Annotated in this window: 26 protein-coding genes; 13 read left to right on the top strand and 13 right to left on the bottom strand. The window is 34.2% G+C overall.

The annotated features are described in order from the left end of the window. The first annotated feature begins 9 nt into the window (after window positions 1-9). The 3 genes from tpiA to LB449_RS09725 are packed head-to-tail and all read left to right on the top strand — an operon-like array spanning window position 10 to window position 1,909. Window positions 10-762, top strand: a complete 753-nt coding sequence (tpiA, locus tag LB449_RS09715) for a triose-phosphate isomerase (protein ID WP_224454914.1) — start codon at window positions 10-12, stop codon at window positions 760-762. Between the two features lies 1 nt (window position 763). Next, window positions 764-1,588 (top strand): 50S ribosomal protein L11 methyltransferase, encoded by an 825-nt coding sequence (prmA, locus tag LB449_RS09720; RefSeq protein WP_224454915.1) that lies wholly within the window; start codon window positions 764-766, stop codon window positions 1,586-1,588. 45 nt (window positions 1,589-1,633) lie between these two features. Beyond that, on the top strand, window positions 1,634-1,909 hold the full coding sequence (locus LB449_RS09725) for an ATP-dependent Clp protease adaptor ClpS (RefSeq protein ID WP_224454916.1): 276 nt from the start codon (window positions 1,634-1,636) through the stop codon (window positions 1,907-1,909). A 50-nt stretch (window positions 1,910-1,959) separates the two neighbouring features. On the opposite strand, the gene LB449_RS09730 is transcribed toward LB449_RS09725, so the two are convergent. After that, window positions 1,960-3,126, bottom strand: a complete 1,167-nt coding sequence (locus LB449_RS09730; protein ID WP_224454917.1) for a DegT/DnrJ/EryC1/StrS family aminotransferase — start codon at window positions 3,124-3,126, stop codon at window positions 1,960-1,962. Window positions 3,127-3,212: 86 nt separating this feature from the next. Here LB449_RS09730 and LB449_RS09735 point away from each other — a divergent pair, with 86 nt between their 5' ends. Next, window positions 3,213-4,457, top strand: coding sequence for a 3-deoxy-D-manno-octulosonic acid transferase (locus LB449_RS09735; protein ID WP_224454918.1), 1,245 nt, complete (start codon window positions 3,213-3,215; stop codon window positions 4,455-4,457). Window positions 4,458-4,467: 10 nt separating this feature from the next. Here the strand turns inward: LB449_RS09735 and LB449_RS09740 are convergent, their stop codons facing one another. The 4 genes from LB449_RS09740 to LB449_RS09755 are packed head-to-tail and all read right to left on the bottom strand — an operon-like array spanning window position 4,468 to window position 7,760. Further along, window positions 4,468-4,773, bottom strand: a complete 306-nt coding sequence (locus tag LB449_RS09740; protein ID WP_224454919.1) for a DUF202 domain-containing protein — start codon at window positions 4,771-4,773, stop codon at window positions 4,468-4,470. Window positions 4,774-4,820: 47 nt separating this feature from the next. After that, window positions 4,821-6,329 (bottom strand): BCCT family transporter, encoded by a 1,509-nt coding sequence (locus LB449_RS09745; RefSeq protein WP_317196216.1) that lies wholly within the window; start codon window positions 6,327-6,329, stop codon window positions 4,821-4,823. Then, window positions 6,330-6,986, bottom strand: a complete 657-nt coding sequence (locus tag LB449_RS09750; protein WP_224454920.1) for a DUF2461 domain-containing protein — start codon at window positions 6,984-6,986, stop codon at window positions 6,330-6,332. After that, complete coding sequence (locus LB449_RS09755) at window positions 6,987-7,760, bottom strand: LexA family transcriptional regulator (protein WP_224454921.1); 774 nt, start codon at window positions 7,758-7,760, stop codon at window positions 6,987-6,989. A gap of 112 nt (window positions 7,761-7,872) precedes the next feature. On the opposite strand from LB449_RS09755, the gene aroQ reads away from it, so the two are divergent. The 7 genes from aroQ to LB449_RS09790 all read left to right on the top strand — a co-directional run bounded on the left by aroQ (window position 7,873) and on the right by LB449_RS09790 (window position 17,033). Beyond that, a complete protein-coding gene (gene aroQ / locus LB449_RS09760) occupies window positions 7,873-8,289 on the top strand; it encodes a type II 3-dehydroquinate dehydratase (protein WP_224454922.1) in 417 nt (138 codons plus the stop codon). Between the two features lie 12 nt (window positions 8,290-8,301). Continuing rightward, window positions 8,302-8,874: a hypothetical protein gene (locus LB449_RS09765; RefSeq protein ID WP_224454923.1), complete on the top strand. Its 573-nt coding sequence runs from the start codon at window positions 8,302-8,304 to the stop codon at window positions 8,872-8,874. Between the two features lies 1 nt (window position 8,875). Further along, a complete protein-coding gene (locus LB449_RS09770; RefSeq protein WP_224454924.1) occupies window positions 8,876-9,556 on the top strand; it encodes a DUF2490 domain-containing protein in 681 nt (226 codons plus the stop codon). Window positions 9,557-9,562: 6 nt separating this feature from the next. Further along, window positions 9,563-10,774 (top strand): exonuclease subunit SbcD, encoded by a 1,212-nt coding sequence (gene sbcD, locus LB449_RS09775; protein WP_224454925.1) that lies wholly within the window; start codon window positions 9,563-9,565, stop codon window positions 10,772-10,774. Further along, complete coding sequence (locus LB449_RS09780) at window positions 10,771-13,794, top strand: AAA family ATPase (protein ID WP_224454926.1); 3,024 nt, start codon at window positions 10,771-10,773, stop codon at window positions 13,792-13,794. Before sbcD ends, LB449_RS09780 begins: the two co-directional genes overlap by 4 nt. A 209-nt stretch (window positions 13,795-14,003) precedes the next feature. After that, a complete protein-coding gene (locus tag LB449_RS09785; protein WP_224454927.1) occupies window positions 14,004-16,415 on the top strand; it encodes an alpha-ketoacid dehydrogenase subunit alpha/beta in 2,412 nt (803 codons plus the stop codon). Window positions 16,416-16,556: 141 nt separating this feature from the next. After that, window positions 16,557-17,033 carry a PAS domain-containing protein gene (locus LB449_RS09790; RefSeq protein WP_224454928.1) on the top strand — a complete coding sequence of 159 codons (477 nt, stop codon included), beginning with the start codon at window positions 16,557-16,559 and terminating at the stop codon, window positions 17,031-17,033. Between the two features lie 19 nt (window positions 17,034-17,052). On the opposite strand, the gene LB449_RS09795 is transcribed toward LB449_RS09790, so the two are convergent. The 5 genes from LB449_RS09795 to LB449_RS09815 are packed head-to-tail and all read right to left on the bottom strand — an operon-like array spanning window position 17,053 to window position 21,106. Next, window positions 17,053-18,591 carry a PH domain-containing protein gene (locus LB449_RS09795; RefSeq protein WP_224454929.1) on the bottom strand — a complete coding sequence of 513 codons (1,539 nt, stop codon included), beginning with the start codon at window positions 18,589-18,591 and terminating at the stop codon, window positions 17,053-17,055. Further along, the gene (locus LB449_RS09800) at window positions 18,578-19,099 is read right to left on the bottom strand and encodes a PH domain-containing protein (protein ID WP_224454930.1); all 522 of its coding nucleotides are present in this window, start codon (window positions 19,097-19,099) and stop codon (window positions 18,578-18,580) included. The genes LB449_RS09795 and LB449_RS09800 overlap by 14 nt, the downstream gene beginning before the upstream one ends. A 1-nt stretch (window position 19,100) precedes the next feature. Then, window positions 19,101-19,682, bottom strand: a complete 582-nt coding sequence (locus LB449_RS09805) for an SPOR domain-containing protein (RefSeq protein ID WP_224454931.1) — start codon at window positions 19,680-19,682, stop codon at window positions 19,101-19,103. 40 nt (window positions 19,683-19,722) lie between these two features. Then, on the bottom strand, window positions 19,723-20,556 hold the full coding sequence (locus tag LB449_RS09810; RefSeq protein WP_224454932.1) for a 1,4-dihydroxy-2-naphthoyl-CoA synthase: 834 nt from the start codon (window positions 20,554-20,556) through the stop codon (window positions 19,723-19,725). A gap of 13 nt (window positions 20,557-20,569) precedes the next feature. Beyond that, a complete protein-coding gene (locus LB449_RS09815; protein ID WP_224454933.1) occupies window positions 20,570-21,106 on the bottom strand; it encodes a cysteine dioxygenase in 537 nt (178 codons plus the stop codon). Window positions 21,107-21,177: 71 nt separating this feature from the next. Here LB449_RS09815 and LB449_RS09820 point away from each other — a divergent pair, with 71 nt between their 5' ends. Further along, entirely contained in the window at window positions 21,178-22,557 is a 1,380-nt protein-coding gene (locus tag LB449_RS09820) for a pyridoxal phosphate-dependent decarboxylase family protein (RefSeq protein WP_224454934.1), read from the top strand. On the opposite strand, the gene LB449_RS09825 is transcribed toward LB449_RS09820, so the two are convergent. Continuing rightward, window positions 22,544-23,041: a YkgJ family cysteine cluster protein gene (locus tag LB449_RS09825; protein ID WP_224454935.1), complete on the bottom strand. Its 498-nt coding sequence runs from the start codon at window positions 23,039-23,041 to the stop codon at window positions 22,544-22,546. The genes LB449_RS09820 and LB449_RS09825 overlap by 14 nt on opposite strands. A 23-nt stretch (window positions 23,042-23,064) precedes the next feature. Between LB449_RS09825 and LB449_RS09830 the strand changes: the two genes are divergently transcribed. Next, entirely contained in the window at window positions 23,065-23,772 is a 708-nt protein-coding gene (locus LB449_RS09830; RefSeq protein WP_224454936.1) for a class I SAM-dependent methyltransferase, read from the top strand. On the opposite strand, the gene LB449_RS09835 is transcribed toward LB449_RS09830, so the two are convergent. Beyond that, entirely contained in the window at window positions 23,765-25,405 is a 1,641-nt protein-coding gene (locus LB449_RS09835) for an amidohydrolase (protein WP_224454937.1), read from the bottom strand. The genes LB449_RS09830 and LB449_RS09835 overlap by 8 nt on opposite strands. Beyond that, on the bottom strand, window positions 25,405-26,535 hold the full coding sequence (locus tag LB449_RS09840; protein WP_224454938.1) for a hypothetical protein: 1,131 nt from the start codon (window positions 26,533-26,535) through the stop codon (window positions 25,405-25,407). Before LB449_RS09840 ends, LB449_RS09835 begins: the two co-directional genes overlap by 1 nt. Window positions 26,536-26,550: the final 15 nt, after the last annotated feature.

Here is a 26,550-nt window from a genome sequence, read left to right on the forward strand (position 1 = left end):
ATAAAAATCATGAGAACTCAAATTGTAGCAGGAAACTGGAAAATGAATTGTAACCTAGATGAAGCTCTTCATTTGCTAAACGATTTAAAGCTAAAGGATTTTTCCAAATCTAATGCTGAAGTAATCATTGCTCCACCATATACTAACTTATATCCTATACATCAAAATTTAAAAGATTCTTCAATAAAAATATCTTCTCAAAACATCAATGAAAATGAGGAAGGTGCTTTTACAGGAGAAATATCTCCAGATATGCTTAAAAGTGTGGGAGTTGAATATGTCATTATCGGCCACAGTGAGCGAAGAGCTATTTATAACGAAACTAATGATGTATTAGCTAAAAAAGTTACTGCATCCCTTAAGCATGACTTTAAAATCATGTTTTGCATAGGAGAAAAATTAGAACAAAGAAAAGCAGACAAGCATTTTGATATAGTTAAGGAGCAGTTGGAAAAAGGACTTTTTCACGTTAGTGCTTCAGACATGAAAAACGTTGTCATAGCTTACGAACCAGTTTGGGCTATTGGAACCGGAGAAACAGCATCTCCCGAACAAGCTCAGGAAATTCATGAATATATTCGAAAAGTACTGGCTGAAAAATATAGTCAGGATGTTGCAGACCAAACTTCTATTCTATACGGAGGAAGTGTAAAACCAAACAATGCTAAAGAAATTTTCGCCAAAAAAGACGTTGATGGAGGACTTATCGGTGGAGCTTCTTTGGATGCAAAAAGCTTTTCAGAAATTGTGATGTCATTCTAAAATGAAATACATAGAATATAAATTTGAGGTTCACCCCCTTCAGCCCGGCAGAGATATTCTGCTGGCTGAATTGGGTGAATTACCTTTTGAAAGTTTTGAAGATCATGAAAAAGGTCTTCTTGGGTATATTATTGAATCGGAAGATAGGAAAGATCTCCTCAATGAAGTCTCCATTCTAAAATCGGATGAATTTCAAATCGTTCATACCAAGTCGACAATAGAGCAAGTCAATTGGAATGAAGAATGGGAGAAAAATTTCCATCCTATTCATATTGACACTAGATGTACGATACGAACACCTTTCCATTCCAAAACAAAGGCTGATATCGACATCATTATAGAGCCAAAAATGTCCTTTGGAACTGGGCATCATGCAACAACCTATCAAATTTCTGAAATGCTTCTTGAAGAAGATTGCGAGAATAAAAGAGTTCTGGACATGGGATGTGGCACTGGAGTTCTAGGAATTCTTACTGACATCCGAGGAGCTACATCTGTAGATTATATTGATATTGATACCTGGTGCGTTGAAAACACTGAAGAAAATCTAGAGCGGAATTCTTGCAAAGGAAATGTCATCCTGGGAGGATCCGATAAAATTGAAAAAAATTACGATTTGATTTTGGCGAACATCAATAGAAATATTCTTTTAGAAGATATGTCAACTTACTCAGCTCATTTGGTGTCTGGTGGTGCAATTTATTTTAGCGGATTTTATGAAGAAGATCTAGAACTTATTGAAAAAGAAGCAAGTCGCAATGAATTGACATTCGTTAAACATCAAACAAAAGACAACTGGGTAGCGGTCAAATTCACAAAAAATTAAATGTTGCTTAAAGTATTCTATTTATATTTGCTCTAAAATTTAGTAATGAGCGTTAAAGAAGAAGTTTTAGAAGATGTTGATGTAAAAGAAAAACTTACAGATTCTCATGAAATTGTGGTATATAATGACGAAGTCAACACCTTTGATCATGTCATAGAAACTTTGATTAAAACCTGTGATCATGATGCCTTACAAGCAGAACAGTGCACTCTTTTAATCCATTACAAAGGAAAATGTGCCGTTAAGTCTGGAGATTTTGATGACTTAAAACCAAGATGTACAGAAATTCTTAGAGCTGGAATCAGCGCAGAAATAGTATAAAAAAGCCTCGAGATTCGAGGCTTTTTAAATTTTCAAGTAAATTGGAATAACTATCCTACTACTTTAATAATCTCTAAAGTTATGTAGTCAATTTGTTCTTTATCCAATTCAGTATGCATTGGCAAAGAAATCACTTCATCTACCAATTGATTGGTAACCACAAACTCCTTTTCATCATATCGCTCATCTTTGTAAGCTTTTTGAGAATGAAGAGGAATTGGGTAATAAACTCCATGAGGAATATTATTAGCCTTAAAATGATTTACTAATTCGTCACGCTTCCCATTCTTAATCTTGATTGTATATTGATGAAAGACATGACAATCGCATGTGTCACAAATACCTTTAGAATTATCACATTGTTTGTGAGTTATGGTCTTAGGAGTCTGTAAATTTTCAGACTTACTTAAAGCTTCGTTATAATGTCTTGCGGCATTTTGTCTTCTGGAGCTGTAATCATCCAGATGTTTTAATTTGATATCCAAAATTGCAGCCTGGACGCTGTCCAGTCTAGAGTTCACACCAACCACATCATGATGGTAACGCTCATACATTCCGTGGTTGACCACTCCCCTAATTGTGTGAGCCAAATCATCATCGTTGGTGAAAATGGCACCACCATCACCATAAGCTCCAAGATTTTTGGAAGGAAAGAATGAAGTAGCCCCAACATTTCCAATCGTTCCAGCTTTTTGCTGAGAACCATTTTTAAATGTATAATCGGCTCCAATAGCCTGCGCATTATCTTCTATCACATATAAATTATGAGCTTTGGCAATGTCCATGATCTCTTCCATCTGTGCTACATGTCCAAATAAATGAACTGGTACAATAGCTTTGGTTTTTGGTGTGATGGCTTGTTCTAATTTTTTCAAATCAATATTGAAGGTATCTTTATCTACATCAATTAACACAGGAGTTAAGTTGAGAAGTGCTATTACTTCTACCGTAGCAGCAAATGTGAAATCTACGGTGATTACTTCATCTCCTGGCTTCAATCCAAGCGCCATCATTGAAATTTGAAGAGCATCTGTACCATTAGCACAAGGGATAACATGTTTCACATCCATGTACTGCTCAAGATTCTCCTGAAATTGTTTTACAGCCGGACCATTAATGTAAGCTGTAGAATCAACAACATCTATGATGGATTTGTCTACTTCTTTTTTTATTTTTTCGTATTGACCCTTCAGATCAACCATTTGTAGTTTTTTCATAGTCTTTTTTTCTTACACAAAAATAAGAATATTAAGTATTCAAAGAGACAATTCCGTTAAAAGCTTATTTTTGAAAAAAATTTAATTTGAAGTCATTATATCAATTCATCATCCACAGTTTTCAATTTTTCTTGCCTGTTTTGAAATATTTCAATCCTAAAATGAAATCATTTGCTGAAGGAAGAATCCACTGGGAATCTGAACTAAAATCTCAAGTATCTGAAAATGAAAAAGTTATTTGGTTTCACGCAGCTTCTCTTGGTGAATATGAACAAGCTGTTCCTATTATTGATGCTCTGAAGAAAAAATACACTTCTCATAAAATAGCAGTAAGCTTTTTTTCTCCTTCTGGCTATGAGGTTAAAAAGAAAGATTCTAAATTGGATATTGTTACTTATCTACCTCTGGACACTAAGAAAAATGCAGGAAAATTTCTAAATATCCTGAAACCAGAAATCGCTTTTTTTATTAAGTATGAAGTCTGGCCCAATTTGATGGACGTGTTGGAAAAAAAACAAATTAAATCCTACCTTATTTCTGGAGTCTTCAGGAAACAACAGCTGTATTTTAAACCAATGGGGCAGTTTATGGCGAAAGCCTTGAGCAAATTTGATCATCTTTTTGTACAAAATGAAGAATCGCTAGCTCTTTTAAAAGATCACGGTTTCGAGCAGGCCAGCATTTCGGGAGATACCCGCTATGACAGAGTAATTTCTCAGTTAGCAATGAATAATCAGCTTGACTTTATGGATAAGTTTACAGCTTCAGGTGAACTTACAATGGTATTTGGAAGCACCTGGCCCGAAGATCTATCGATTACTCTGGACGCCATAAATAATGCTCCAGAACACATAAAGTTTGTTATCGCTCCTCATCAAATTAATTCGGCTCAAATTCAGAAATTGAAAAAAAGTATTACAAAAAAAGTCCTTTGTTTTTCTGAAATTGAAAATCAAAACTTGGAGGAGCTTCAGGTTTTGATAGTCGATACTATAGGCTTATTGACCAAGATTTACAGTTACGCCGATTTGGCTTATGTTGGTGGTGGCATGGGATTAAGCGGATTGCACAATGTATTGGAACCTGCTGCTTTTGGTATTCCAATAGTTATTGGCAAAAACTTTGAAAAGTTTCCTGAAGCAAAAATGCTAAGACGACTAGGCGGTTTATTTAGTGTTAGTTCAGCTAATGAATTTGTATCAATATTTGAAAAACTTATCTCTGATTCAATGTTTAGAGAGAAAAGTGGGCAGATTAGTGGTCATTTTGTGAATTCTGAAGCTGGAGCTACTCAAAAGATTTTATCAGCAATCGATTTTGAAAATGATTAAATAAAGAAATTTATTTGAAAGTCCTCAAATGCCGTTTTAGCTGAATGTACCGAATGATACCAACAGCGAGAAAAATGATACTAAACACAACAGCTACATAACCAATCACTTTGACGTCTTCAAAAATTGTGTCTTTTATGCTAACTAAGCCAACGCCGCCTAAAAGCAGATAAAGAGAAGACCGTAAATAAGACAAAAGCGTGCGCTCATTGGCGAGTTTAGTTCGCTCCATCGCTAAATGATCTCGCAGAATAATTCGGTCTTCATTAGTATAATCGTTTGTGAATTTGACTATGTTTTTGAGTTGTTTTTTCATGATTTCTTGTTAATAAAAGCTGAGCAATGCATAGATAAAAATACAAACTACTTCTGAATTTGATCCTTCCTGGATTTATAATGTCGAACTAAGCCAAAGGTAAATCCAAAGATAAAAACGACACTTAACAAAGCTAAAGCCAATGAACTGACGATAAGGATTTTTTGGACAGCTTCCAACACATTTCCTGCCTGACTAAACCTTCCTATCATCAGAAATCCTAAAGTGACTAAAAAAAGTAAAATTCCCCAAGTCAATTTATGGAAAGTTGCAGGATTGATTTTAGTTAAGTCTGAGAACATCCCTAAAACAAAAATTGCTGAGTCTACCGACGTGATTAAAAAACCAATCAGAAGCAGAATGGCCAAGATAACCGCATAAAAACCAAGAGGAAATTGTTCCAGAAGCACAAAGGTTGCAGTAAAAACATTATCGAATGCAAAACTGGAAACGACTTCAGCATTTATCAATTCAATAGCGGATGTTCCAAAACTTGTAAACCATAGAAATGATCCTAAGCTTGGAACAATGAGTACTCCTAAAATAAGTTGTCGTATGCTGCGCCCTTGGGAAATTCTAGCGATGAAAATTCCTGTAAAAGGAGCCCAAGCCAACCAAAAAGCCCAGTAATAATAAGTCCAATCTGATAGAAACTCTTCGCTAAAATCGAATTCTCCAACAGCTAAACTTAGTGGTACAAAATCCTGAAGCAGAGCTAAAACAGACTGCAAAAGATTTGATAATATTAAGCTGATGTCACTGTTAAGAATCACATAAGCAAGGAGTAGCAAAGTAAGTGTAATGTTGACGTTAGATAAACGCCTGATTCCTTTACTTAAACCTTTAATGGATGAAAAAATCGCAAATGAGAAGATCAAAACACAAAGTATGATGCTAAGATAAACGCCAAGAGAAGACTCTGTGATGAAGCTAATTCCTCCTTCTATTTGTCTTATTCCTAGAGCTACTGCGCTCACCACGCCAAAAACTGTTGTGAGGATTACGAGTAGATCTATAGATTTGGTTGTCAATGAATTGGAAAGCTTAGGAATAATGTGACTCAGCTGAATATTTTTTTTCTTGACTAATAAATACGCGATGAATAAAGCAAAAAGTCCATAAAACCCCCAGGCTGTAAATCCCCAATGATAAAAAGTCATTTCCAGTCCATGAATGTCATTAGGTCTTGAGAGTTCCATATTTGAATGTTGCATCATAAATATGGGTTCCTGAACTGCTCTCAAAATGATGCCTGCTCCCATTCCTGTAGAATACATCATGGCTAGCCAGGATAAAGTCGAATATTCTGGTGGACTGGAACCTAGATTTATTTTTCCTAAGGGAGAGATGGCGATTATTAATAAATAAAGGACTATAAGTAAGCCTAAAACCAGATATAATTTCCCAAAAAAGGTTCTTACCCAAATTGAAACCGTATTGATCACCTCAAACAAGCTTTTGGGAAAAATTAAAAATAAAAACCCAGTAAATCCAAGAATAACAAGGCTTGCAAGGATTAATTGATTTTTAGGATTTAAGGCCTTTAAAAATAAAATTTATACGGTTACTGCTTTATTAAGGTATCTTCTAAAGGGAAGCATAGCTGTATAGGTCTCAATAACTTTATCTTTAAAATCTGATGAAAGGACGTCCTTTCTATCAAATGGTTTCATAGCAGCAAAGCTTTTGAGTCTAAGTAAGTCGATATGCTTATGGTCTTGCGAAAATCCTTTTGGAGATGTTTTTAACTTGTCGTCATCCTTCATCAACCCACCAAAATGCTCTTGAAAAGTTTCAGAAGTAATAATTGCTTTGAATTCATCACCATTGTAATCAATTGCTTCCCTAATGCTTTTTAGTAGTTCAGGTTTTGGTTTGTAAAACCCACCAGCTACAAAGACTTCTTCAATTCCCAGGTGAATATAGAAGTCACCTGTTTTTGGACGTTTATCGAGACCTGCTCCAAAGTGGTCTTTGTAAGTTGGTTTGTTAGGATGATATAGCAAATTATTATTAATGCGGTTGATAGCTTTTTTACCAGATGACGAATAGTATTTCTCGTCAATTTTTGACAATTTCAAATCCAGATCTTCCAGCCATTTTACATAGTCTGCTTTTACAGATTCGTACTCTTTTCTGTTTTCATCCATCCACTCTTTGCTGTTGTTGGCGTTAAGTGTTTCCAGAAAATCAAATAAACGTTCAAAATCCATTTAGCTTGTTTTTATTGAATTGAGTTGAGTTTTAAGTTCTTCCATAGACTGCTCCAATTTTTTAAGCATACTGTTTTCAGAATTTTCATTGATTGAAAAAGTCAATTTACTGGTCACTTCCCAGATTTCCTGAACTTCAGAATCTTGTACTTCATAAGGTGGATAATAAGAATTGGTAGAAATCAATGAGATTTTATGTGAGTTAGGATGTTTATGAAGTTTTTTAACCAATACTGAATCCTGCAGCACAAATACATAGACTTTATGATTTGCCGCTTGCTGCAAACTTTCTACTGATTTTCCAAGTACCCAGTCTTCAGAATGAAAGTTGGGCTCCATACTATCACCTTCGACCTGAAATCCTCTGTAAGAGGCATTCCTAAATTGAGGGATTGGCATTTCAAAAGCTGGTAGTTGATGGTACCATTCTGCATCACCAATATTTTGAGGATAGCCAGCAGCCGCTTTTTGATTGACTAATAGCATGTTTTCTCTGGAATTACTTTCATCTACTGAAATCACTTTTGGCATAGAATTGATATGATGAACATCTAGTTTTTTCTGAAAACTTTCACCGTAAAGCCAAAGCGGATTAACTTCAAAAATTTTCAAAAGCATCATAACCACTTGGCCGGAAAGTTTAGTTTTACCTCGTTCAATATCTGAAGTAGAATTTTTAATGTTTAAAATCTCAGCAAATTCGGTTTGAGTGAAATTATTTTCTTCACGAATTTGCTTGAAACGCTGGATTTCTAATGGTAAATCTGATTTCATAGTGATTAAAGCTTTACTAGGAATAATTCCATGAAATTAAGGAAAAAATCCTAATCAATAATAATTTTTGGCGTTATTTATTTTAATAAATTTGATAACTAAGATAAACCCTATGAAAATACATGTCATCAATGGTCCTAATTTAAATATATTAGGAAAAAGAGAACCCGAAATTTATGGTAAGTCTACCTTTAAAGATTATTTCACTGAGCTTCAATTTCAATTTAAAGATGTCGAATTGTCTTACTTTCAGTCCAATATAGAAGGGGAATTAATTTCAGAATTGCAGGAAGCAGATGACAATGTAGACGGGATAATTCTTAACGCAGCTGCGTATACTCATACCTCAGTAGCCATTGGCGATGCCATCAAAGCTATTGGGACACCAGTAATAGAAGTACACATTTCCAATACTCACGCGAGAGAGGAATTCCGTAAACAATCCTACGTATCACCAAATGCTTTTGGAATCATTATTGGGTTCGGATTAAGAAGTTACGAATTGGCCATAAGAAGTTTTCTAGATTAAAATTTTCAAGAAATGATACGAATTATAACTACTCTATTTGTTCTATTTGGTATTGCTTTCGGTTATACTCAAGAAAAAAATGAAGTCGAGAAACGAGTAAAAAAAAGTGAAGTCCACGAACAAGCCAAAGAATGGTTAAATGATGCTTACGAAAATAAGCGGAAAGTTAAATGGTATTACCAAACCGATGGTAAGAAAGAAGTCTTTGAAGCTAAACTAAAACACGACAAACACCTACACAGTGTAGAATTTAGTCTTGATGGAAATGTAAGGAATATTGAAATTCTCATTGATGAAAATGAATTGGCACCAAAAGTTCGTGAAGTCATTACTAATTTTTTGGAAACCAATTATGCAAAGTTTTCAATTTCAAAAATTCAAATTCAATATACTGGAGATGGAGATGATCTTGAAGATGTGATTGATGAAGATGAGTTTGAAAACATCACCATAAAATATGAAATTGAATACTATGGAAAATCAGAAAGTGAGGATGAATTATGGGAGGCTTTATTTAATGCTGAAGGCGTTTTGATTGAAAAAAGAGTCGTCAATTTAAGGGCTACAGATAATTTAGATTATTGATATGAAGTATTTTTTTTTAGTTGCCTTTTTGTTGTTGTCTTTATCATCTAAAGCTCAAAACGATAGATTCATTTTTGGTTTTTTTCCCGAAGCTTCATTGAGTTATAAGATTTCAGAAAAATATTCTATAACCCATAAAATTGAATCTCAAAATGGATTGTTTGACTCCAACAATCTAAATGAAGAGTTTGAATATGAGCAAACCTTAACCGACTTACAAACCTTTATTGGAAGACGCCTATCGCCTTTCGTAAAAGTTGATGTTGGATATCAATACAGAATTGAAGAAGGAGAAAATACTCACAGAACTATACAACAAGTTTCGATTTTACAAAGAGAATCCTTTTATAGAATTGGTCATAGAATCCGAATCGATGAGACTTTTTTCCAAGATGCCCCACTCCTATTTAGAGCTAGATACAGGATAAAAGGACAAGTCCCACTTCAAGGCTTAAGTTTGGATCCTGGTGAAAATTACTTAACAGTCTCCAACGAACTTATTTATATGATTCAAAGCACTGAAGATGATCTGGAAAATAGACTAACAGCTGCCTTAGGATTTTATTTTGATGATAAAAACAAACTTGAAGTTGGTTTTGATTACAGAACCGACGATTATCTGGTCGACAACAGATTTAGACACCGCTTGTGGTTTAAGTTTGGATATTACAAAACTCTTTAATGCAATATGAGAATACTACACACTGCCGATTGGCATATTGGAAAACGTCTGCATAAAACAGATTTAGCCAAAGACTTTGATCTGTTTATCAATTGGCTCTGTGAGTATTTAGATAAAAATCCAGTTGATGTCTTACTGATTTCCGGTGATGTATTTGATTTTTCAAATCCTTCTAGTGAATCTAGGAATCAGTATTATAAGACATTGATCAAATTAAAAAAATTTGATCTTAAAATCATCATTACTGGCGGAAATCACGATTCTCCGAGTGTTTTGGAAGCACCAAAAGAAATATTGAATCAGCTCGATATTCATGTCATTGGCCAAATGCCAGATGAATTTAAAAATTGTTTGATTCCGATTTCTTCAGAAAATAATATCGAAATAATTATTGCAGCGATACCCTACTTAAGAAGTAGAAATCTTCAACGTCAATTTGATGCTGAAAGTCATGACAATAAACAAGAAGCGATCAAAGAAAGTATTTCCTATCACTTCCAAGAGACCGCTAGACTAGCTAAGGAAAAATATCCTGAAATTCCTATTGTGGGTATGGGTCATTTGTTTGCAACTGGAGCAAGCATCTCGGAAAGTGAACGAGATATTCAAATCGGAAATTTAGCCGGTCTTGAAGCGTCTCATTTTGGAAACAGTTACGATTATATAGCGCTGGGACATATTCATAAACCCCAGCGCATACATGCCGAAACACCAATATTCTACAGCGGATCCCCTATTGCACTTTCCTTTAGTGAACGCAAAAATGAAAAGCGTGTTTTGCTAATAGATACCCGAAAAAGTTTTGAACCAGAAAGTATTGCTATTCTAAAATTTAGAGATTTGGTTTTGATCAAAGGGACTTTGGCTGAAATAGAAGAAAAGCTTGAAGCTATTGAAAATGAATTTCAACTTAAAACCTTGATAGAGATTGAAATGCAGGAAAATGAATTTTCTGCCACGCTCAACTATGATTTAGAGCAATTAATTGAAAATTTTGATAAGCCAAATTGTGAGATCGTAAAACATAAAGTCTCCTTTAAAAATATGACTAAAGTTGAAAGAGGAGTGTCCTCAACAGAAAGTCAGGTGTCTGATTTTACGCCAAAACAAGTATTTCTGAAAAAACTGCAAGGCGTGGATGAAACCGAGCAGACAAAACTTGAGCTTATGTCTGCCTTTGAAGAAATTTTGGAAGAATTGAATCGCACCGAAGAATGAAAATAGAAAGTTTACATTTTAAAAATATCAATTCACTAAAAGGTGAACATGAAGTCAACTTTAATAAACCTCCATTAAATTCCGGTGGATTATTTGCAATCATAGGGCCAACAGGGAGTGGAAAAAGTACTTTACTTGATGCGATCTGTCTTGCGCTTTATGGAAGAACTCCAAGAATTTCCAGCGTTACCAAAAATAAGATAGAACAAGATGGCAGTATTTTGACAAAGCACCAAAAAGAAGCCTACGCAAAAGTTAAGTTCTCCTGCAACTCTGGCACCTTCATCTCTACTTGGTCTATCTCGACCAATAGAAACGGAAAGCTGAGAGATCACGATATGAATCTTTGGGATGTGCAAACTGAAAAGTACTTCAGCGAAAAGAAAACAGAGAATCAAGAAGAAGTCGAAAGGCTTGCGGGCTTGTCTTACGATCAATTTGTAAAATCGGTTCTGTTATCACAAGGCGAATTTGCTACCCTATTGAAATCTAATGAGAAGGAAAGAAGTGAACTTTTAGAAAAAATAACCAATACGTCTATTTATAGACAGATTGGTAGAAAAGTCTTCGAAAAGTATAACCAACTTAAATCAAAAATTTCAAAGCAAAAAAACCTTTTAGAAGACCTTCAAAAGAAGCTTTTAAGTGCCGAAGATCTTGAATTCAATAATCTTGAAAAAGAAAAATTAGAATCTGAAGAAAAGCATCGGGAATTTAAGATTGCTCAACAGGAAAAGGATTTGGATAAATTAAAGACGAAAGAAAAACTTGATCAGGAATTAGCAAAAGAAAGTCAGAATCTTTCAAAGTTTCAAAGTGAATTTGATGAGTTTCATGAAAAATATGCTGAACAACTTCGCAAGCATTCGAAGACCTTGGATTTTGACGAGGAGCTCAAGAATTTTAATGCTTTAGATGATAAAAAGGAGGCTCTTATTGAGTCCATAAACGATTTTAAAGAAAAGCAGTCTCGAATAAATAATGAAATTGAAACTGTAAAAAATCGGATAGAGAGTCTACTCAAAACGAAAGTTGAAGACATCAATGTTGAAATACAGTTGAACAATCTTTTAAAAGTTTATCAAACCTTAAATAATGAAAGGATACTAAAAAGAAATGATTATGCTTCCAAAAAGGAATTTCTGAATAAAGAATTGGAAATTTTGGAACTGAAATTTCAGAAACAATCGATTTTAGAATTTGAGCATCTTCTAAAAACTAAGCTCAAAACCACAAAAAACCAGATAGAAAATTTAACTATCAAATTGGAAGCTGGTCAAACTCTAGAAAAAATACTCAAAGCTAAAAATCTATTCTTAAGCCAACTGAAAGAAGCAAAATATGATGAGAAATCTATTAAGGAACTTGAAGAACGAATCTCAAAAAACCAAGTTTTTCTTCAAAATGAAAAAAAAGGGCTAAGCCAGTTTCCAGAACTTATCACTTCGAAAGAGGAGCTTCTGAATTTTCTTGATAAAGAGCTAAGGCATTTGGAAACGGAAAAAGAAAACCAAAACCTAAGGCTAAAAGTAGATGAGTTGAGAAAGCAATTGAGAAATAATGAACCTTGTCCTGTTTGTGGGTCAATTGAACATCCTTATTCAGAGCATATGCCAGGGCTTGATTCTAAACTGGATAAAAAAATCAAAGAACAAAAACTTCAGATAAAGTCAGTATCTGATGAGCTTTCAAAACTGAAGGCTGAAAAAGCCTCTAAATCAAAACGCATTGAAGACCTTGAGAATGAGTTTGAAACTTCGATGCTAGATCTAAAAAATAATAAAAAGTTTTTTGCTGAAAGTTATGCTAGCATTCTTTCAGAATTGGATGGAAAATCCCTAGAAGAGTTTGAAGTTTCAGTTCAAAAATTGATTGAGAGTCTGGAAAAACTAAAGCAACTGCAAACTGATCAAAAAGCACTTGAGAATTCATTATCAATTCTAGAAGAATTGAATGAAATAAGAAAAAAGGGAAGTCAATTGAAAGCTGAAATGATAGAGCTATATGACGGCGATGATTTAGAAGAATTAATTTCTGATTTAAAATCTACTTGGATGAAATTAAAGTCTGGTCTAGAACACACTTCCCAATCACTCCTCAAAGAAAAAGAAAATGCAAAGAAAGTTCAAGATGAGATGCTTCAGCTTCAGGCGGACTTAAATCCAAAAATAAAAACTAGCGAATTTTCAAATATTACTGAAGCTAATTCATCCCGAATGAAGTCGGCAGACTACCAGGCATTAAGCCAACGGCTAAACGAATTAAATGAACGCGTACAAATTCAGAAGGAAAAAATAAAAGGTTTGAAGATTCAAATTGACAATTTAAACTTTGAATTTTTCACCGATAAAAACGAAGCGGAAAAGTCAATAAAAGAGTTAAAAGAATCCTTGCAGGAGACTAGATACAAGCTAGAGGAAATCAAAAGAAAACTCAAGAACAACCGAGAGCTTCTGGAAGAATTGAAAAAAATTGAAAAAGAAATTTCCGAAGAATTAAAAGCCAACAAAAAGTGGGAGATTTTGAATAAACTGATTGGTGATGCAACGGGAACTGAGTTCAATAAATTTGCTCAGGAATTAAGTTTACAACGCTTAATTCATCTAGGGAACAAACGTTTGAAGCATTTGAACGAGCGTTACGAGTTAGATCGCTATCTACCTAATGAAGACAAGGATCAACTTTACGTCATTGATAACCATATGGGAGGTTTGCGCAGGTCGGTTAAAACTCTGTCTGGTGGTGAAACCTTTTTGATGAGTTTGGCACTTGCTCTTGGGTTGTCAGATTTGGCCTCTAGAAATGTAGAAATCAATAGTTTATTCATCGATGAAGGATTTGGAACTCTGGATCCTGAAACCCTTGATATTACCTTGGATACGCTAGAACGACTGCAGGCAGAGAGCAATAAGACCATCGGCATCATTAGTCATGTTAGCACTCTTAAAGAAAGAATTCAAACTCAAATTGTTTTAGACAGAAATGCTCAGGGGTATAGTCAACTTGAAGTTGTTGGCTAAAATTTAACTGAAAGAACTAAAACTAATTTGACAAGTATTCACTCTTATAACTTATCAAATTCATAATAAAGATAATTTTTAATGAGTATTTATTTATAAAAATGAATAATTCCTGTTTTTATTTATGAAAAATGCAATTGGTCACTAAATTTAAAGCTAAAATACTCGTTTGAATTTACTATATTCGCAAGAGTCCTAAAATCGATATAATGCAAGATAAAGTTCAAAAAAAAGAAGATCTTTCTTTTGATGAGTTCAAAAAGCAAGTGCTTGAAGATTATAAAATAGCCGTTACTAGTAGAGAATGTAGTCTGCTAGGACGACGTGAAGTATTAACGGGAAAAGCAAAGTTTGGAATATTTGGTGATGGTAAGGAAGTGCCGCAATTGGCGTGGGCCAAATCTTTCAGGAATGGTGATTTCCGCTCTGGTTACTACAGAGACCAAACCTTTATGATGGCTATCGGTAAACTTACTATCGAACAATTTTTTGCTGGATTATATGCCAACACAAATTTGGAAGATGAACCTATGTCTGGAGGTCGACAAATGGGTGGACACTTTATGACACATAGTTTAAATGAAGATGGAAGTTGGAAAAACCTAACGGAACAAAAAAATTCCAGTGCAGACATCTCTCCTACTGCTGGTCAGATGCCTCGATTACTTGGCCTTGCTCAAGCTTCAAAAATTTATAGAAATGTCGATGGAATAGATTCTGAAAAGTTCTCTAAAAATGGAAATGAAATAGCTTGGGGTACAATAGGAAATGCAAGTACAAGTGAAGGTTTATTTTGGGAAACATTCAATGCTGCTGGTGTCATGCAGGTTCCAATGGTCATCAATATATGGGATGATGATTATGGAATTTCTGTACATGCCAGACACCAAACGACCAAAGAAAATATTTCTGAGGTCTTAAAAGGCTTTCAAAAAGAAAACGATACCAATGGATATGAGATTCTAGTTGTAAAAGCTTGGGATTATCCTGCACTTATCGAAACTTATGAGAAAGCTGAGAAAATTGCTAGAGAAAAGCACATTCCAGTGATGATTCATGTTGTTGAAGTTACACAGCCACAAGGTCATTCTACATCTGGTTCTCATGAACGTTATAAAAGTGAAGATAGATTGCAATGGGAAAAAGAGCATGATTGCAATAAAAAAATGAGAGATTGGATGATCTCGAATGGTTTTTCCACAGATGAAGAGCTTACTGAGTTAGAAAAAAGCATTAAAAAAGAAGTACGAGATGGAAAGAAAGCAGCCTGGTTAGCGTTTGGAAAAACTGCAAAGTCTGAAAATAAAACAGTAATAAAATTAATTACTGAATTAGCAAATTCATCTGAAAATAAAAATTTCATTTTATCATTGGTGAAGGAGCTTAAAGATAATGATGAGCCAATTAAATCTGTTATTCTAGCAACATCAAGAAAAGCTTTGCGATATGTCAGAGGCGAACAATCTGATGCTAAAACGAATCTAATTCAATGGATTAAGGATTTTAGTCAACGCACGCAACCAGATTATAGCAGCCATTTATGGAGTGAATATGATGGTAAGGCGACAAATATTGAAGCAATTGAACCAACATACGATGATGATGCAGAAGTTGTTGATGCCAGAGTGATTCTAAGAGACAATTTTGATAAGATATTTGAAACTCGTCCAGAAACTTTAATTTTTGGTGAAGACGCTGGAGAAATTGGAGATGTAAATCAAGGTCTTGAAGGTCTTCAAGAAAAATATGGTAAACTGAGAGTTGCTGATACTGGAATTCGTGAAGCTACAATCCTCGGCCAAGGTATAGGCATGTCGTTAAGAGGTCTTAGGCCAATTGCTGAGATACAATATTTAGATTATTTGCTTTATGCTTTACAAATAATGAGTGATGATCTAGCCACAACTGCTTACCGAACAAAAGGAAAACAAAAATCACCACTGATAGTAAGAACCCGCGGTCATAGACTTGAAGGAATATGGCATTCTGGTTCACCAATGGGTGGGATTTTAAATTTAATACGAGGTGTTAATATTTTGGTTCCCAGAAACATGACCAAAGCCGCTGGTTTTTATAACACAATGCTAGATAGTGATGAACCGGCTTTGATTGTAGAGTGTCTAAATGGTTACAGATTGAAAGAGAAAAAACCTAGTAACCTTGGAGAATTCAAAACACCTGTTGGTAAAGTTGAAACGATAAAAGAAGGTAAAGACCTTACTATTGTCTCTTACGGTTCTACATTAAGAATTATAGAACAAGCAGCAAAAGATCTAGAAGAAGTGGGTATTGATGTAGAGATCATTGATTGTCAATCATTACTTCCATTTGACATTGAACATGACATTGTAAAAAGTCTGGAAAAAACAAATCGATTACTTGTTGTGGACGAAGATGTTCCCGGAGGAGCTTCGGCATTTATATTGCAAAATATCTTAGATGAACAAGATGGTTACAAATTTCTAGATAGTAAACCACAGACCTTAACGGCTAAAGCTCACCGACCAGCCTACGGTACTGACGGTGATTATTTTTCTAAACCTTCAGCAGAAGATGTTTTTGAAAAGGTTTATAGTATTTTACGAGAATTCAAACCTGAAGATTATCCAGAATTAATGTAGAATTCATGGTTGATTTTTAAAAAAAGAGAAACCTTAGCCCTTCAATTGCTAAGGTTTTTTTATGTTTTATATAACGATTATGAAACCATGCTAAATCTTTAATAACGTTAAATTTGTTAATTAATATTTAAGCGATTGATTATGAAAAGAGGACCATTGTTATCTTGGGATATTTACTCCGAATATTTTTTTAAACTCATAAAAAAGCTAAAGAAAAATCAAGAAGTAGAAAAATTGAGCATATTCCAATCAAAATTCAATTGGGATTTTCAAATTGAAGAAACTCTATTCAAAAATGAATATAAAGCGATAGTTGTCACAGACAAAAACCAAAAAATAATTTGGGTTAACGAAGGTTTTAAAGATATGACTGGTTATAGTTTATCTTTTATGAAAGATAAAAGCCCCAAAATACTTCAAGGTGAGAAAACTTCAAAAGAAGCTTTACAATTCATTAGATCACACATAAAAGAAGGTGCTATATGCGAGACTTCTATGGTAAATTATAAAAAAGACGGTAGTGAATACATGTGTGAAATCAAAATTTTTCCAATTCATAATGAAAATAATAAAGTAGAGCACTATCTAGCTTTAGAGAATGAATCTTTCCTTAATTAATCTAACCTTTAGTTACGGTTTAGATCCAATCCTTATCAATCGATTCGACTTTGAAAATTAAGTAATTAAGTAAGTTAGTTGCTTCATTCTCTTCAAGGTACTCTATTGTTGTTGTCCCTGAAGCCGTTTCTAGTATCAAATCAGCATGGCCATTGTTTTGTTGAAATATATTTCTGCTTAATCTAAAAGATTGAAGTTTATGTATTTCAACAATTTTAAATTTTGTGTCCAAAGAGCCCTTTCGTATTGAAATGAAATTAGAATTGAATCCTACATTGCTCTTCTTGACTTTTAGATAAGAAAGCCATATTAATATTGCGAAAATTACAATCAAAACTATTCCACTAAGCCAATTGAAGTAAAAGAAATAAGCAACTGCAGATAGTCCAATTATAACGATCAGGTTTTTATAAAAATACCTGATGAATAATCTATTTTGAGACTTTGCAAATTGGAAGTCTTGCTCATAAAGCTCTAATTCAAATAAAGACTTAAATAAAATCGTCAAATTGGATTTAGATAAGCCAACTAGATTAATTTTTTGTTTTTCGGTCACCTGATTGGATGCAGCCTGACTGACATGAACACTATTTATTTTAAACAAATTCTTCAAAGGGTTTGTTCGAATTTCGAAAATTTGAGTCTTCGATTTTTTAATAACCTTATTTACTTTTTTCAAAAGACCATGCTCAACCTCGAAGTTTTTTTGACTTTTAATGATTTTGAGGTTGTAGTACTTAAGTACGGTGGTAAAAATTGTAATCAAGAATCCAATTATTAGAATCCCACATATTAAGAAAGTAATGAAAGTAATTGTTTCTGGAATCCTGTTTTTGAAATCTTTCTCCAAATTGAGGTCATAAATATTGGTAAGAAAGTCCATCACAAAATTATACAGATAAGCAAAGAAAGCTAGCAACAAACCAACTCCTTTAAACAAATTGGAGCTTACTCCTACCTTAATGAGCGTAGTAAAATCCAATTGGAATAATATCGATGGTTCTTTAGATTCGAGTTTGGCCTGATTTATTGAAGATGCAGATGAAACTTCTTCATTTTCGCCTGCAGCTTCCTCATTAGCTTCGACTTTTTGTTTTTCCTCTATAAGCCTTGCTTTTAATGCATTGGCAAAATCTTTGTTAAGAGCTTTAATATTAATTTCAGCTAGACCTTCTCCAGCGGTTTCAATTTCGAAGCCAACCACATTCAATACTTGTTGAAAAATATTTTGCTGAAGATTGATATTTTGAATTCTCTCAAAAGGAATTTCAATGTGACTCAGTTTAATAACACCTTTATCCAAATGAAAAGCATCTTCTTGAATGGAAAATTTAAATTTTTTGTAGGACAAATATGAAAATACAAACTGAAGTATGACTAGTACAGCGAGGCCAATGTAAATGTACGTTCCATAATTTTCAAAAAAATTGTTTTTAAAAAATGGAATTGCTATGAGGTAGATGTTCTGTCGAACACGTTTAACCAAATCTGTAAAAAAAATAAGAAAAATCCCATTAAAGGACTGTAACCTAGGTATTGAAAAATCAATTTGCGTCATCCTCCACGGTGGTTTTATCAAGAACCTTAGCCTTAAGCTTTTGAGCGGTGTACTTATCAAGGCCATCAATTATAAGATCACCAGAAGACGCTCCTGCGGTGTAAAGTCTCAACGAGTATAAAGAGAATAATCTTGATAATGGACCTTGTTTTATTTCTACGTGCTGGATTCTCTTATAAGGAACTACTGTTTCCGTAAAATAGAAAAATCCCGATTGATAAATCATATCATACTGTCTAACTCCAAATTTCTTGAGAGGAAATCCTTTTTCAATCTCTGTGGCCCTCAAAAGAAAAAAAAGACTCAATATGCCAATAGCTACGAAAGAAATCCATGAAGGGAACTTATCAAAGAAGAAACCCGAAATTGATAAAGCGTACAAAACGATAAAAATCGAAGCTTCATTGAGCCATATGAGTTTTTTGTATCGACTCTGAATAGGCTCAAGATCAACAGATTTAAAATCTGGAAGATCTGAAAATGGTATTTCTAGGTTTTCAAATTTCATATTAATAGTTGGATTCTACGCGCTCACCGTCTTTATATTTGCCTACAAAAGCATCTTTAAAGTTGAGCTGCTTTAAAACGTTTCGCAGTTTTAATGCTTCTGCTTCAGTTTCAAATACTCCTAAGGTGTAAAGATTAAAGTCTTTGAAATTCGCATTATGTACTACACTATAATTTTCTGAAGAAAGTTTGGTATTGAATTTCTTAAACGCACCTAATTGAACTGCATAAAATTCTTTTAATTCTAATGGATTGGTATAGTTAAAATCTTGAGATTCTAACTCCATGACTTTATTTTCATAATTTTTCAAAACTGACTTTTTTATCACCACTTCGTCATCGGAGATTATTACTCCTTCATTGATTTCCAATAGATTTGGCTGAAATAGTACTGTAAAAAGAAGAGCTAAAAATAAAATACCCAAAATTACAGTTGAAGCCACAAAGCCTTTTTTTTGTGATTTAACGTTTTGTTTTTCTTTATAAAGCTGACGAATTTCTAAGTTTTTTTCTTCGATCTTGGCTTTAGCTTCAGTTTCTTTATTTACGATGTCTTGAAGTTCTTTTTCAGTAAGGATTGGCATAGTTTTTCGAATTATTGATTATCAGTGATTAAAGTTTAATTTAGGAAATCCATTTAATATTTTTAAAGTCAGGTTTTCTTTTTTCTAGAAATGCGTTCCTTCCTTCTTTTGCTTCGTCTGTCATATAGGCTAATCGAGTAGCTTCACCAGCAAAAACCTGTTGCCCTACCATTCCATCATCAGTAGCGTTAAAGGCGAACTTTAGCATTTTGATAGAAGTTGGTGATTTTTCTAATATTTCCTGCGCCCACTCATAAGCTGTATCTTCTAATTCATCATGAGGAATAACTGCATTTACCATTCCCATTTCAAAAGCCTCTTGTGCGCTATAATTTCTACCCAAAAAGAAGATTTCTCTAGCCTTTTTCTGACCCACCATTTTTGCTAAATAAGCAGAGCCATAGCCCCCGTCAAAACTAGTCACATCTGCATCTGTTTGCTTAAAAATAGCGTGTTCTTTACTTGCCAGAGTAAGATCGCACACAACATGCAAAGAATGTCCGCCACCAACAGCCCATCCTGGGACAACAGCAATGACAACTTTAGGCATAAATCTTATCAGCCTTTGTACTTCCAGTATATTTAACCTTGGAGTTCCATCGTCATCAACATAACCTTGGTGACCTCTTGCATTTTGATCTCCACCACTGCAAAATGCATATTTACCATCTTTAGGAGAAGGACCTTCTCCAGAAAATAAAACTACTCCAATGTTTGGATCTTCTCTCGCATCCAGAAATGCTTCAAAAAGTTCGCCTACTGTTTTTGGACGAAATGCATTTCTGACTTCAGGCCTGTTGAAAGCTATTCTTGCAACTCCGCCGCTTTTCTTATAAGTAATATCAGTATATTCTTTAACCGTTTTCCAGTTCATCTGTAGTTTTTATTTAGTTTGAAAGTATTTTTTTATTTTCTGAATAGTAATCCAATTCTTTAAAGACAAATTTATCCTTTTCTTCTTTATAAACCGAGCATTCATCAATTGGTCCTACGTATAAATGTAAACTCATTGATCTGCCATCATCCAGGTTGTGTAAAGAATGATAACCAAGATCATCATTCATATAAGATAGTCTATCTTGGGTCATTTTCACGTCAGCAATCAACTCAAGTTCTCCATCTTTATCTACATACCTTTTCTCTCTCAATTTTCCTTTTGCAAGATAAACCCAACATTCTTCGCCATTATGGCAATGTATAGGTGTTTCCTGGCCTTCCTCCCAACATAAAAGCAACAATTCATAATCGTTGGTTCTATGCACACAATTTCTCGTATAGTTATCATTTGACCAAAAAGCGAAAGGAAGCAGTTCTTCGTTAGGAATTGATAAATTTTTTGCTAAATCAAAATAATCCTGTCCTTCACAATTTGGCAAAACTTCTAAAAGTTTCTTTAAAGATGTTATGTTTTCTGAAGAGTCCATGCTTTTTAATTATTTTTATCTAATTACAATATTATTCGAATATTAGTAAATATAAATTTCAAATAAGGCTTATGCAAGCAGACCTTGAACTATTTCAGAAAATTTCAGATAAACTTTTAGCTCACGAGAAAAAAAATGGTGTCGTAAAACCCATCAAAGCTGAAAAGTTGCTCGATATATTGAATCTTGATCTTAGCCATGAGGGCATAAATCAGAATGCATTAGAATCATTACTCGAAGAAGTTGTTTTAAGTACTCCAAGAACATCTACCAAATTATTTTTTAATCAACTCTTCGGTGGAAGAAATAATAAAGGGACGCTTGGAGAATTACTTGCTGTAATGTTAAATAATAGTATGTACACCTATAAAGTTGGTGGACCACAAGTAGGCATTGAAAAAGTTATAATTTCAAAGGTTTGCGAGATGCTCAACTTTGGAGAAAACGCAGACGGTACATTTCCACCCGGCGGTTCTATGAGCAATTTCATGGCAATGCTTATGGCTAGGGATGCATACAATAGAGATATAAAATTTGAAGGTGTTTCTGAAAAAATGGTGATTTACACATCTTCTGCCTCTCATTACTCCATAACTAAAAATGCCATGTTTGGAGGAATAGGTATAAATCAAATAAGAAGTGTAAAAGTTGACGAGTTTGGTAAAATGATACCTGAAGCTCTTCAAGAGCAAATTGAATCTGATATAAATGAAGGCCTGAAACCCTTCTTTGTAAATGCTACAGCTGGAACAACAGTATTGGGTGCGTTTGACGATATAAACGCCATTCATGACATTACCAAAAATTATGAGAACTTATGGCTACATGTGGACGGTGCTTATTGTGGTTCTGTCATTTTCAGCAAATCCTACAAGCATCTGGTTGACGGCGTTGAAAAAGCGGATTCATTCAGCTTTAACGCTCATAAGATGCTGAATGTGCCCTTAAGTTGTTCAATCTTGATTACAAAAGAAAAGCACAACCTCAAACATAGTTTCGCCTGCGAGGCAGATTACTTATATCAAACTGATGGTGATGAGTATAACTTGGGTAAAACCTCTTTACAATGCGGAAGAAGAAATGATGCGCTGAAGTTTTGGACTCTGTGGAAATCTGTAGGAACAAAAGGTCTTGAAAGTATGATAGATCAGCAATTCAACTTAGCTGATACAGCTCGTAATTATGTTGTAAATCACCCCGATTATAAGTTATATTCTTATCGAGATTCAATCTCAGTCTGCTTCAATTATAAAAATATTGATCCAAAAGATTTATGCAATTCCTTATACGAAGACGGCAAGCTTATGGTTGGTTATGGAGAATTTCAAGGAGAAGTATTTGTAAGATTAGTCACCATCAACTCAAACAATGAGACGGACGATATCATGAACTTTTTCAAAGTCCTTGAAACTTATGTTGAAGAAAAAGAATCTAAACTTATTTCAGTTTAATCTGTTCCATCATTTTTTCTACGATCTTGTAAGTAGCAGGACAAATTTCAACATTCTTTAAAGTAAGATTTGAAATCTGTTGAAATTTTTTACGATCAGTGTGTGGAAATTCTGCACAGGCTTTTGGCCTTACCTTATAGATAGAACAATAATTATCTGATCCTAAAAATGAACAGGGAACAGTTTGTAACACGTAATCATTCTCATCATCAATTCTAAGATAAGTATCAATAAATGCGGAAGGCTTCATCCTAAAATGTTTTGAAATCCTTTCTATGTCTTTATTTGTAAACAACGGTCCTGTAGTTTTACAGCAATTGGCACAGGTCAAGCAATCTATTTCTTCAAAAGTTTCATCGTGCAATTCCTGCATGGTCTGGTCTAGGTGCTTTGGAGGTCGCTTTTTCAATCGTTTGAAGAAATCCTTATGAATTTTATGTTTATCTTTGGCAAGGTTTGGTAATTCATTCAGAAATTCTTCCATACTGCAAATATAAAATCAACAATTTGAATCCTAAGTCTTCTTCCAAAGATATATTTGGTTTAGCTTTAGAAAGCTTTTATACACGTCAAGATAAAACTCCCATCAAAGTTCATAATGAAGACTTCTATGATGATGAAATTCCTGTTGAATATCTTTTTAGAAGTTACCAAGAAATGCCTAAACTAGAGCAAATAGCTCTTGATTTGTGTGAAGGCAAAATCTTAGACGTTGGCTGTTGTGCTGGAAGTCATAGTCTGGAGCTAAAAGCAAGAGGACTTGAGGTTTTGCCTATCGATATTTCGCCAATTAGTATAAAAGTTTGCTATAAAAGAGGATTGAAAAAAGCTAAGTGCTTAGATTTTTTTGAATTAAATAACGAAAAGTTTGACACCATATTATTATTGATGAATGGTATTGGTATTGCAAAATCCATAGATAATCTAAATTTCTTTTTTGAGAATTTAAAAAGCTTAATGCATCCAAATAGCCAGGTTTTACTCGACTCCTCTGATTTAATATTTTTACATGAAAATGAGTTAACTGAAACAGATAATTATTATGGTCAAATGACCTATAAAATCAGTTACAAGAAGTCGATATCAGATTCTTTTCAATGGTTATATCTTGATTTTAACCTATTAAATAAAAAAGCCTCCAAAAGAGGCTTTTTGTGTGAACTCGTGTTTGAAGATGAGCATTTTGGGTTTTTAGCAAAGCTAAAACTTAATTAGACTGATAAACTTTTTCTCCGTCAATGTAAGTGAATAATACTTTAGTTTCAGGAATTTCTGCTTCCTCAATTTCCATAGGATCTTGATCTAAAATAACAAAATCGGCAAATTTTCCAGCTTCTATACTTCCCTTTTCATTTTCTTCAAAATTGGAATAAGCCGCCCAGATCGTCATTCCTTTTAATGTTTCGTTTCTAGATAATTTCTCATCAGCATTGAAACCGTCTTTAGGATAATTATTAAGATCTTTTCTGGCAACTGAAGCATAAAAAGTTAAGAATGGATTCACTTTTTCGATCGGAAAATCGGTACCTAAAGCAACAATCCCTGCATTCTTTAGCAACGTTTTATAAGCATAAGCATGTTTTACTCTTTCAGCTCCCAGCCTATCCTCTGCCCAATACATATCACTTGTTGCATGAGTAGGTTGCACTGAAGGTAAAATATTTTCACCGTCAAAATATCTAAAATCAGAATTATCCATGACCTGAGCGTGCTCTACCCTCCAACGCCTGTTTGAATCATCTTTTAATAACTTATCGTAAGTTTTTAGAACAACATAATTAGCGGAATCACCAATCGCATGAGTATTCATCTGGAATTCAGTATCATGAAGACGCTCAGCTAGAACTTGAAAGTCCTCTAAATCTATAATCATACTTCCAAAATGGTTTTCTAAGTCTGAATATGGCTTCTTCAGTGCCGCACCTCTAGATCCTAAAGCTCCATCTGCATAAACTTTTACGGATCTTACATTCAGTCTGTCTGTTTTTAGAATACCAGACTCTAGGAATTCTGCTATGTTTTCTTCATTATTACTCAGCATTGCGTAAATTCTCATCTTAAGATCACCGTTTTGTTGTAACTCGTCTATAAGATGAATGACATCGGAGTTAAGACCTGCATCAACAAGGCTAGTCAATCCTAAAGAGATTGCTATTTCTTCTGCAGATTGTAAGGCTTTGGTTTGTGCATTTTTATCAATTTTAGGAAAAGTTGCCCTCACACTGGCCATTGGATTATCAATCAAAATACCCGTGAGCTTTCCGTTTTTCTTTTGTATTTCTCCTCCAAAAATTTCAGTGGATTCATCTATTCCTGCAATGTCTAATGCGGATTGATTAACAATCATCGCATGTCCATCTATTCTCGTCAGAGCTACGGGGACGTCTGGAAATAAAAGATCTAAGGTATCTTTAGTTGGAAATTCTTTAGTCTCCCAATCGTTTTGATCCCATCCTCTTCCTATTATATATTTAGTTTCAGGGTATTTTTGCTGAAACTCCTGAAGCCTTACGATGACATCGGCATAGCTTTCTGTTCCGTCCAGGTCAACCCTGCTTAATTTTAAGCCCAAATTGTAAAGATGTGCATGCGCGTCTATCAATCCAGGCAAAATGGTTTTACCATCAGCATCAATGATTTCATCAGCAGAATATTTTGAAAGTAAATTTGAGCTTTCGCCAGTTTCAATGATTTTTCCATCAGAAATGACAAAAGATTCTACGATAGAAAATTCATTGTCTACAGTGTAAACTTTTGCGTTTGTAACAATTAAATCTGCATCGGTTTTATTGGTACACGCAGAAAATGTAAATGCCAATAGTACAAGATAAATAAAAGAGTATTTCATTAGAATATGTTTAATATAGATTGATATATTTCTTCTCGTATTGAAGAATTTCCACTTGCTGCAAGAATAATCGAAACTAAAAGACCGATCATAGCAAACCCAAAATCTTTAGCAATCATGCGTGTTGCCTTTTTCTTATGTTTATTTCCTTTTTTCTTACGAGATATACTTATGGCGATTTCTCTTCCTCCAATAATACCTAGGAAAACCCAAGTGGTACTCATTGGAACCGTAGAAATAAAAAGTTTATAGATAAGTAAGATCACGTAGGATAAATCGATAAGTGTTGCTGCGCGAATATCGGATACCCGCGTCTTTTCACTCACAACACCTTGAATCTTGTCTCCTCTCAAATAAAACAAGAGCCCTAAGCCAAAAAAGATGGTAAGCGCAAAAATGGAAAATTGACCAAAAGTTTGTTCTCTAGGCAAATAAACAGCAATATTGGCTCCGTCCTGCATCACCCAGGTAGCCCATAGTGTACCACTAACTAACCACTGAACTGCAACCCAGGAATTGCTATGTTTCCTACTTTTGAAATACTTTCTTATTGTGTTATAAGACAAGTACCAAACTAAAAAGGAAACTACAAAAGCAAGTAAATAACCTGACCAGCTTTTTAAAACAACTGAAGTAATTCCAGAAGTATCAGCACTAAATACACTTAATAAAAGAAATGTAGTGGATACAGGCATTTTTAGCCTTGTCAAGATCAACAAAACCAGAGGTGCAATGACTTGAAAAAATGTAAATTTATCTGGGTGTGGGTAGTCTGTAGAACCGTCAGGATTGGTAAGGCGTTGATAAGTAACATCTCCGTCAAAATGAAAAAAGCTCCAAGAAACGGTCAATAAAAATATACCTCCAATAAAAAGCCAGAGGATCCACCATTTCTTGGCTTTATTACTCTCAATGAAAGTCCCTAAAGATTGTATACTATCATTCGCAACTGCTGCATAAGCTGCAAAAAAGAAGCCAATCCACATAGCTAGATCGGCATTGGTTGTTGCAGTCGCAGCTAAAATTAAACCAACGACAACTACGATTAAAAACGTCTTTTCTTCTGAAAAAAAATCAAGTAGATTTAAGTACGGACGATCCCGGTCGTAACGCTTGAATTTATTAGCCATTAAAAGGTGGTATTT

The organism is Psychroflexus lacisalsi (assembly GCF_020164495.1).
Taxonomy (GTDB): Bacteria; Bacteroidota; Bacteroidia; order Flavobacteriales; family Flavobacteriaceae; genus Psychroflexus; species Psychroflexus lacisalsi.

What these genes read in the sequence shown, in the direction of transcription:
- LB449_RS09825 (WP_224454935.1), bottom strand. Translation starts at nt 23,041, where the DNA reads ATGGAAGAATTTCTGAATGAATTACCAAACCTTGCCAAAGATAAACAT.
- LB449_RS09835 (WP_224454937.1), bottom strand. Translation starts at nt 25,405, where the DNA reads ATGAAATACTCTTTTATTTATCTTGTACTATTGGCATTTACATTTTCT.
- LB449_RS09820 (WP_224454934.1), top strand. Translation starts at nt 21,178, where the DNA reads ATGCAAGCAGACCTTGAACTATTTCAGAAAATTTCAGATAAACTTTTA.
- LB449_RS09800 (WP_224454930.1), bottom strand. Translation starts at nt 19,099, where the DNA reads ATGAAATTTGAAAACCTAGAAATACCATTTTCAGATCTTCCAGATTTT.
- sbcD (WP_224454925.1), top strand. Translation starts at nt 9,563, where the DNA reads ATGAGAATACTACACACTGCCGATTGGCATATTGGAAAACGTCTGCAT.
- LB449_RS09785 (WP_224454927.1), top strand. Translation starts at nt 14,004, where the DNA reads ATGCAAGATAAAGTTCAAAAAAAAGAAGATCTTTCTTTTGATGAGTTC.
- LB449_RS09840 (WP_224454938.1), bottom strand. Translation starts at nt 26,535, where the DNA reads ATGGCTAATAAATTCAAGCGTTACGACCGGGATCGTCCGTACTTAAAT.
- LB449_RS09790 (WP_224454928.1), top strand. Translation starts at nt 16,557, where the DNA reads ATGAAAAGAGGACCATTGTTATCTTGGGATATTTACTCCGAATATTTT.
- LB449_RS09740 (WP_224454919.1), bottom strand. Translation starts at nt 4,773, where the DNA reads ATGAAAAAACAACTCAAAAACATAGTCAAATTCACAAACGATTATACT.
- LB449_RS09755 (WP_224454921.1), bottom strand. Translation starts at nt 7,760, where the DNA reads ATGAAATCAGATTTACCATTAGAAATCCAGCGTTTCAAGCAAATTCGT.
- LB449_RS09750 (WP_224454920.1), bottom strand. Translation starts at nt 6,986, where the DNA reads ATGGATTTTGAACGTTTATTTGATTTTCTGGAAACACTTAACGCCAAC.
- aroQ (WP_224454922.1), top strand. Translation starts at nt 7,873, where the DNA reads ATGAAAATACATGTCATCAATGGTCCTAATTTAAATATATTAGGAAAA.
- LB449_RS09725 (WP_224454916.1), top strand. Translation starts at nt 1,634, where the DNA reads ATGAGCGTTAAAGAAGAAGTTTTAGAAGATGTTGATGTAAAAGAAAAA.
- LB449_RS09815 (WP_224454933.1), bottom strand. Translation starts at nt 21,106, where the DNA reads ATGGACTCTTCAGAAAACATAACATCTTTAAAGAAACTTTTAGAAGTT.
- LB449_RS09765 (WP_224454923.1), top strand. Translation starts at nt 8,302, where the DNA reads ATGATACGAATTATAACTACTCTATTTGTTCTATTTGGTATTGCTTTC.
- LB449_RS09730 (WP_224454917.1), bottom strand. Translation starts at nt 3,126, where the DNA reads ATGAAAAAACTACAAATGGTTGATCTGAAGGGTCAATACGAAAAAATA.
- LB449_RS09795 (WP_224454929.1), bottom strand. Translation starts at nt 18,591, where the DNA reads ATGACGCAAATTGATTTTTCAATACCTAGGTTACAGTCCTTTAATGGG.
- tpiA (WP_224454914.1), top strand. Translation starts at nt 10, where the DNA reads ATGAGAACTCAAATTGTAGCAGGAAACTGGAAAATGAATTGTAACCTA.
- prmA (WP_224454915.1), top strand. Translation starts at nt 764, where the DNA reads ATGAAATACATAGAATATAAATTTGAGGTTCACCCCCTTCAGCCCGGC.
- LB449_RS09810 (WP_224454932.1), bottom strand. Translation starts at nt 20,556, where the DNA reads ATGAACTGGAAAACGGTTAAAGAATATACTGATATTACTTATAAGAAA.
- LB449_RS09805 (WP_224454931.1), bottom strand. Translation starts at nt 19,682, where the DNA reads ATGCCAATCCTTACTGAAAAAGAACTTCAAGACATCGTAAATAAAGAA.
- LB449_RS09780 (WP_224454926.1), top strand. Translation starts at nt 10,771, where the DNA reads ATGAAAATAGAAAGTTTACATTTTAAAAATATCAATTCACTAAAAGGT.
- LB449_RS09770 (WP_224454924.1), top strand. Translation starts at nt 8,876, where the DNA reads ATGAAGTATTTTTTTTTAGTTGCCTTTTTGTTGTTGTCTTTATCATCT.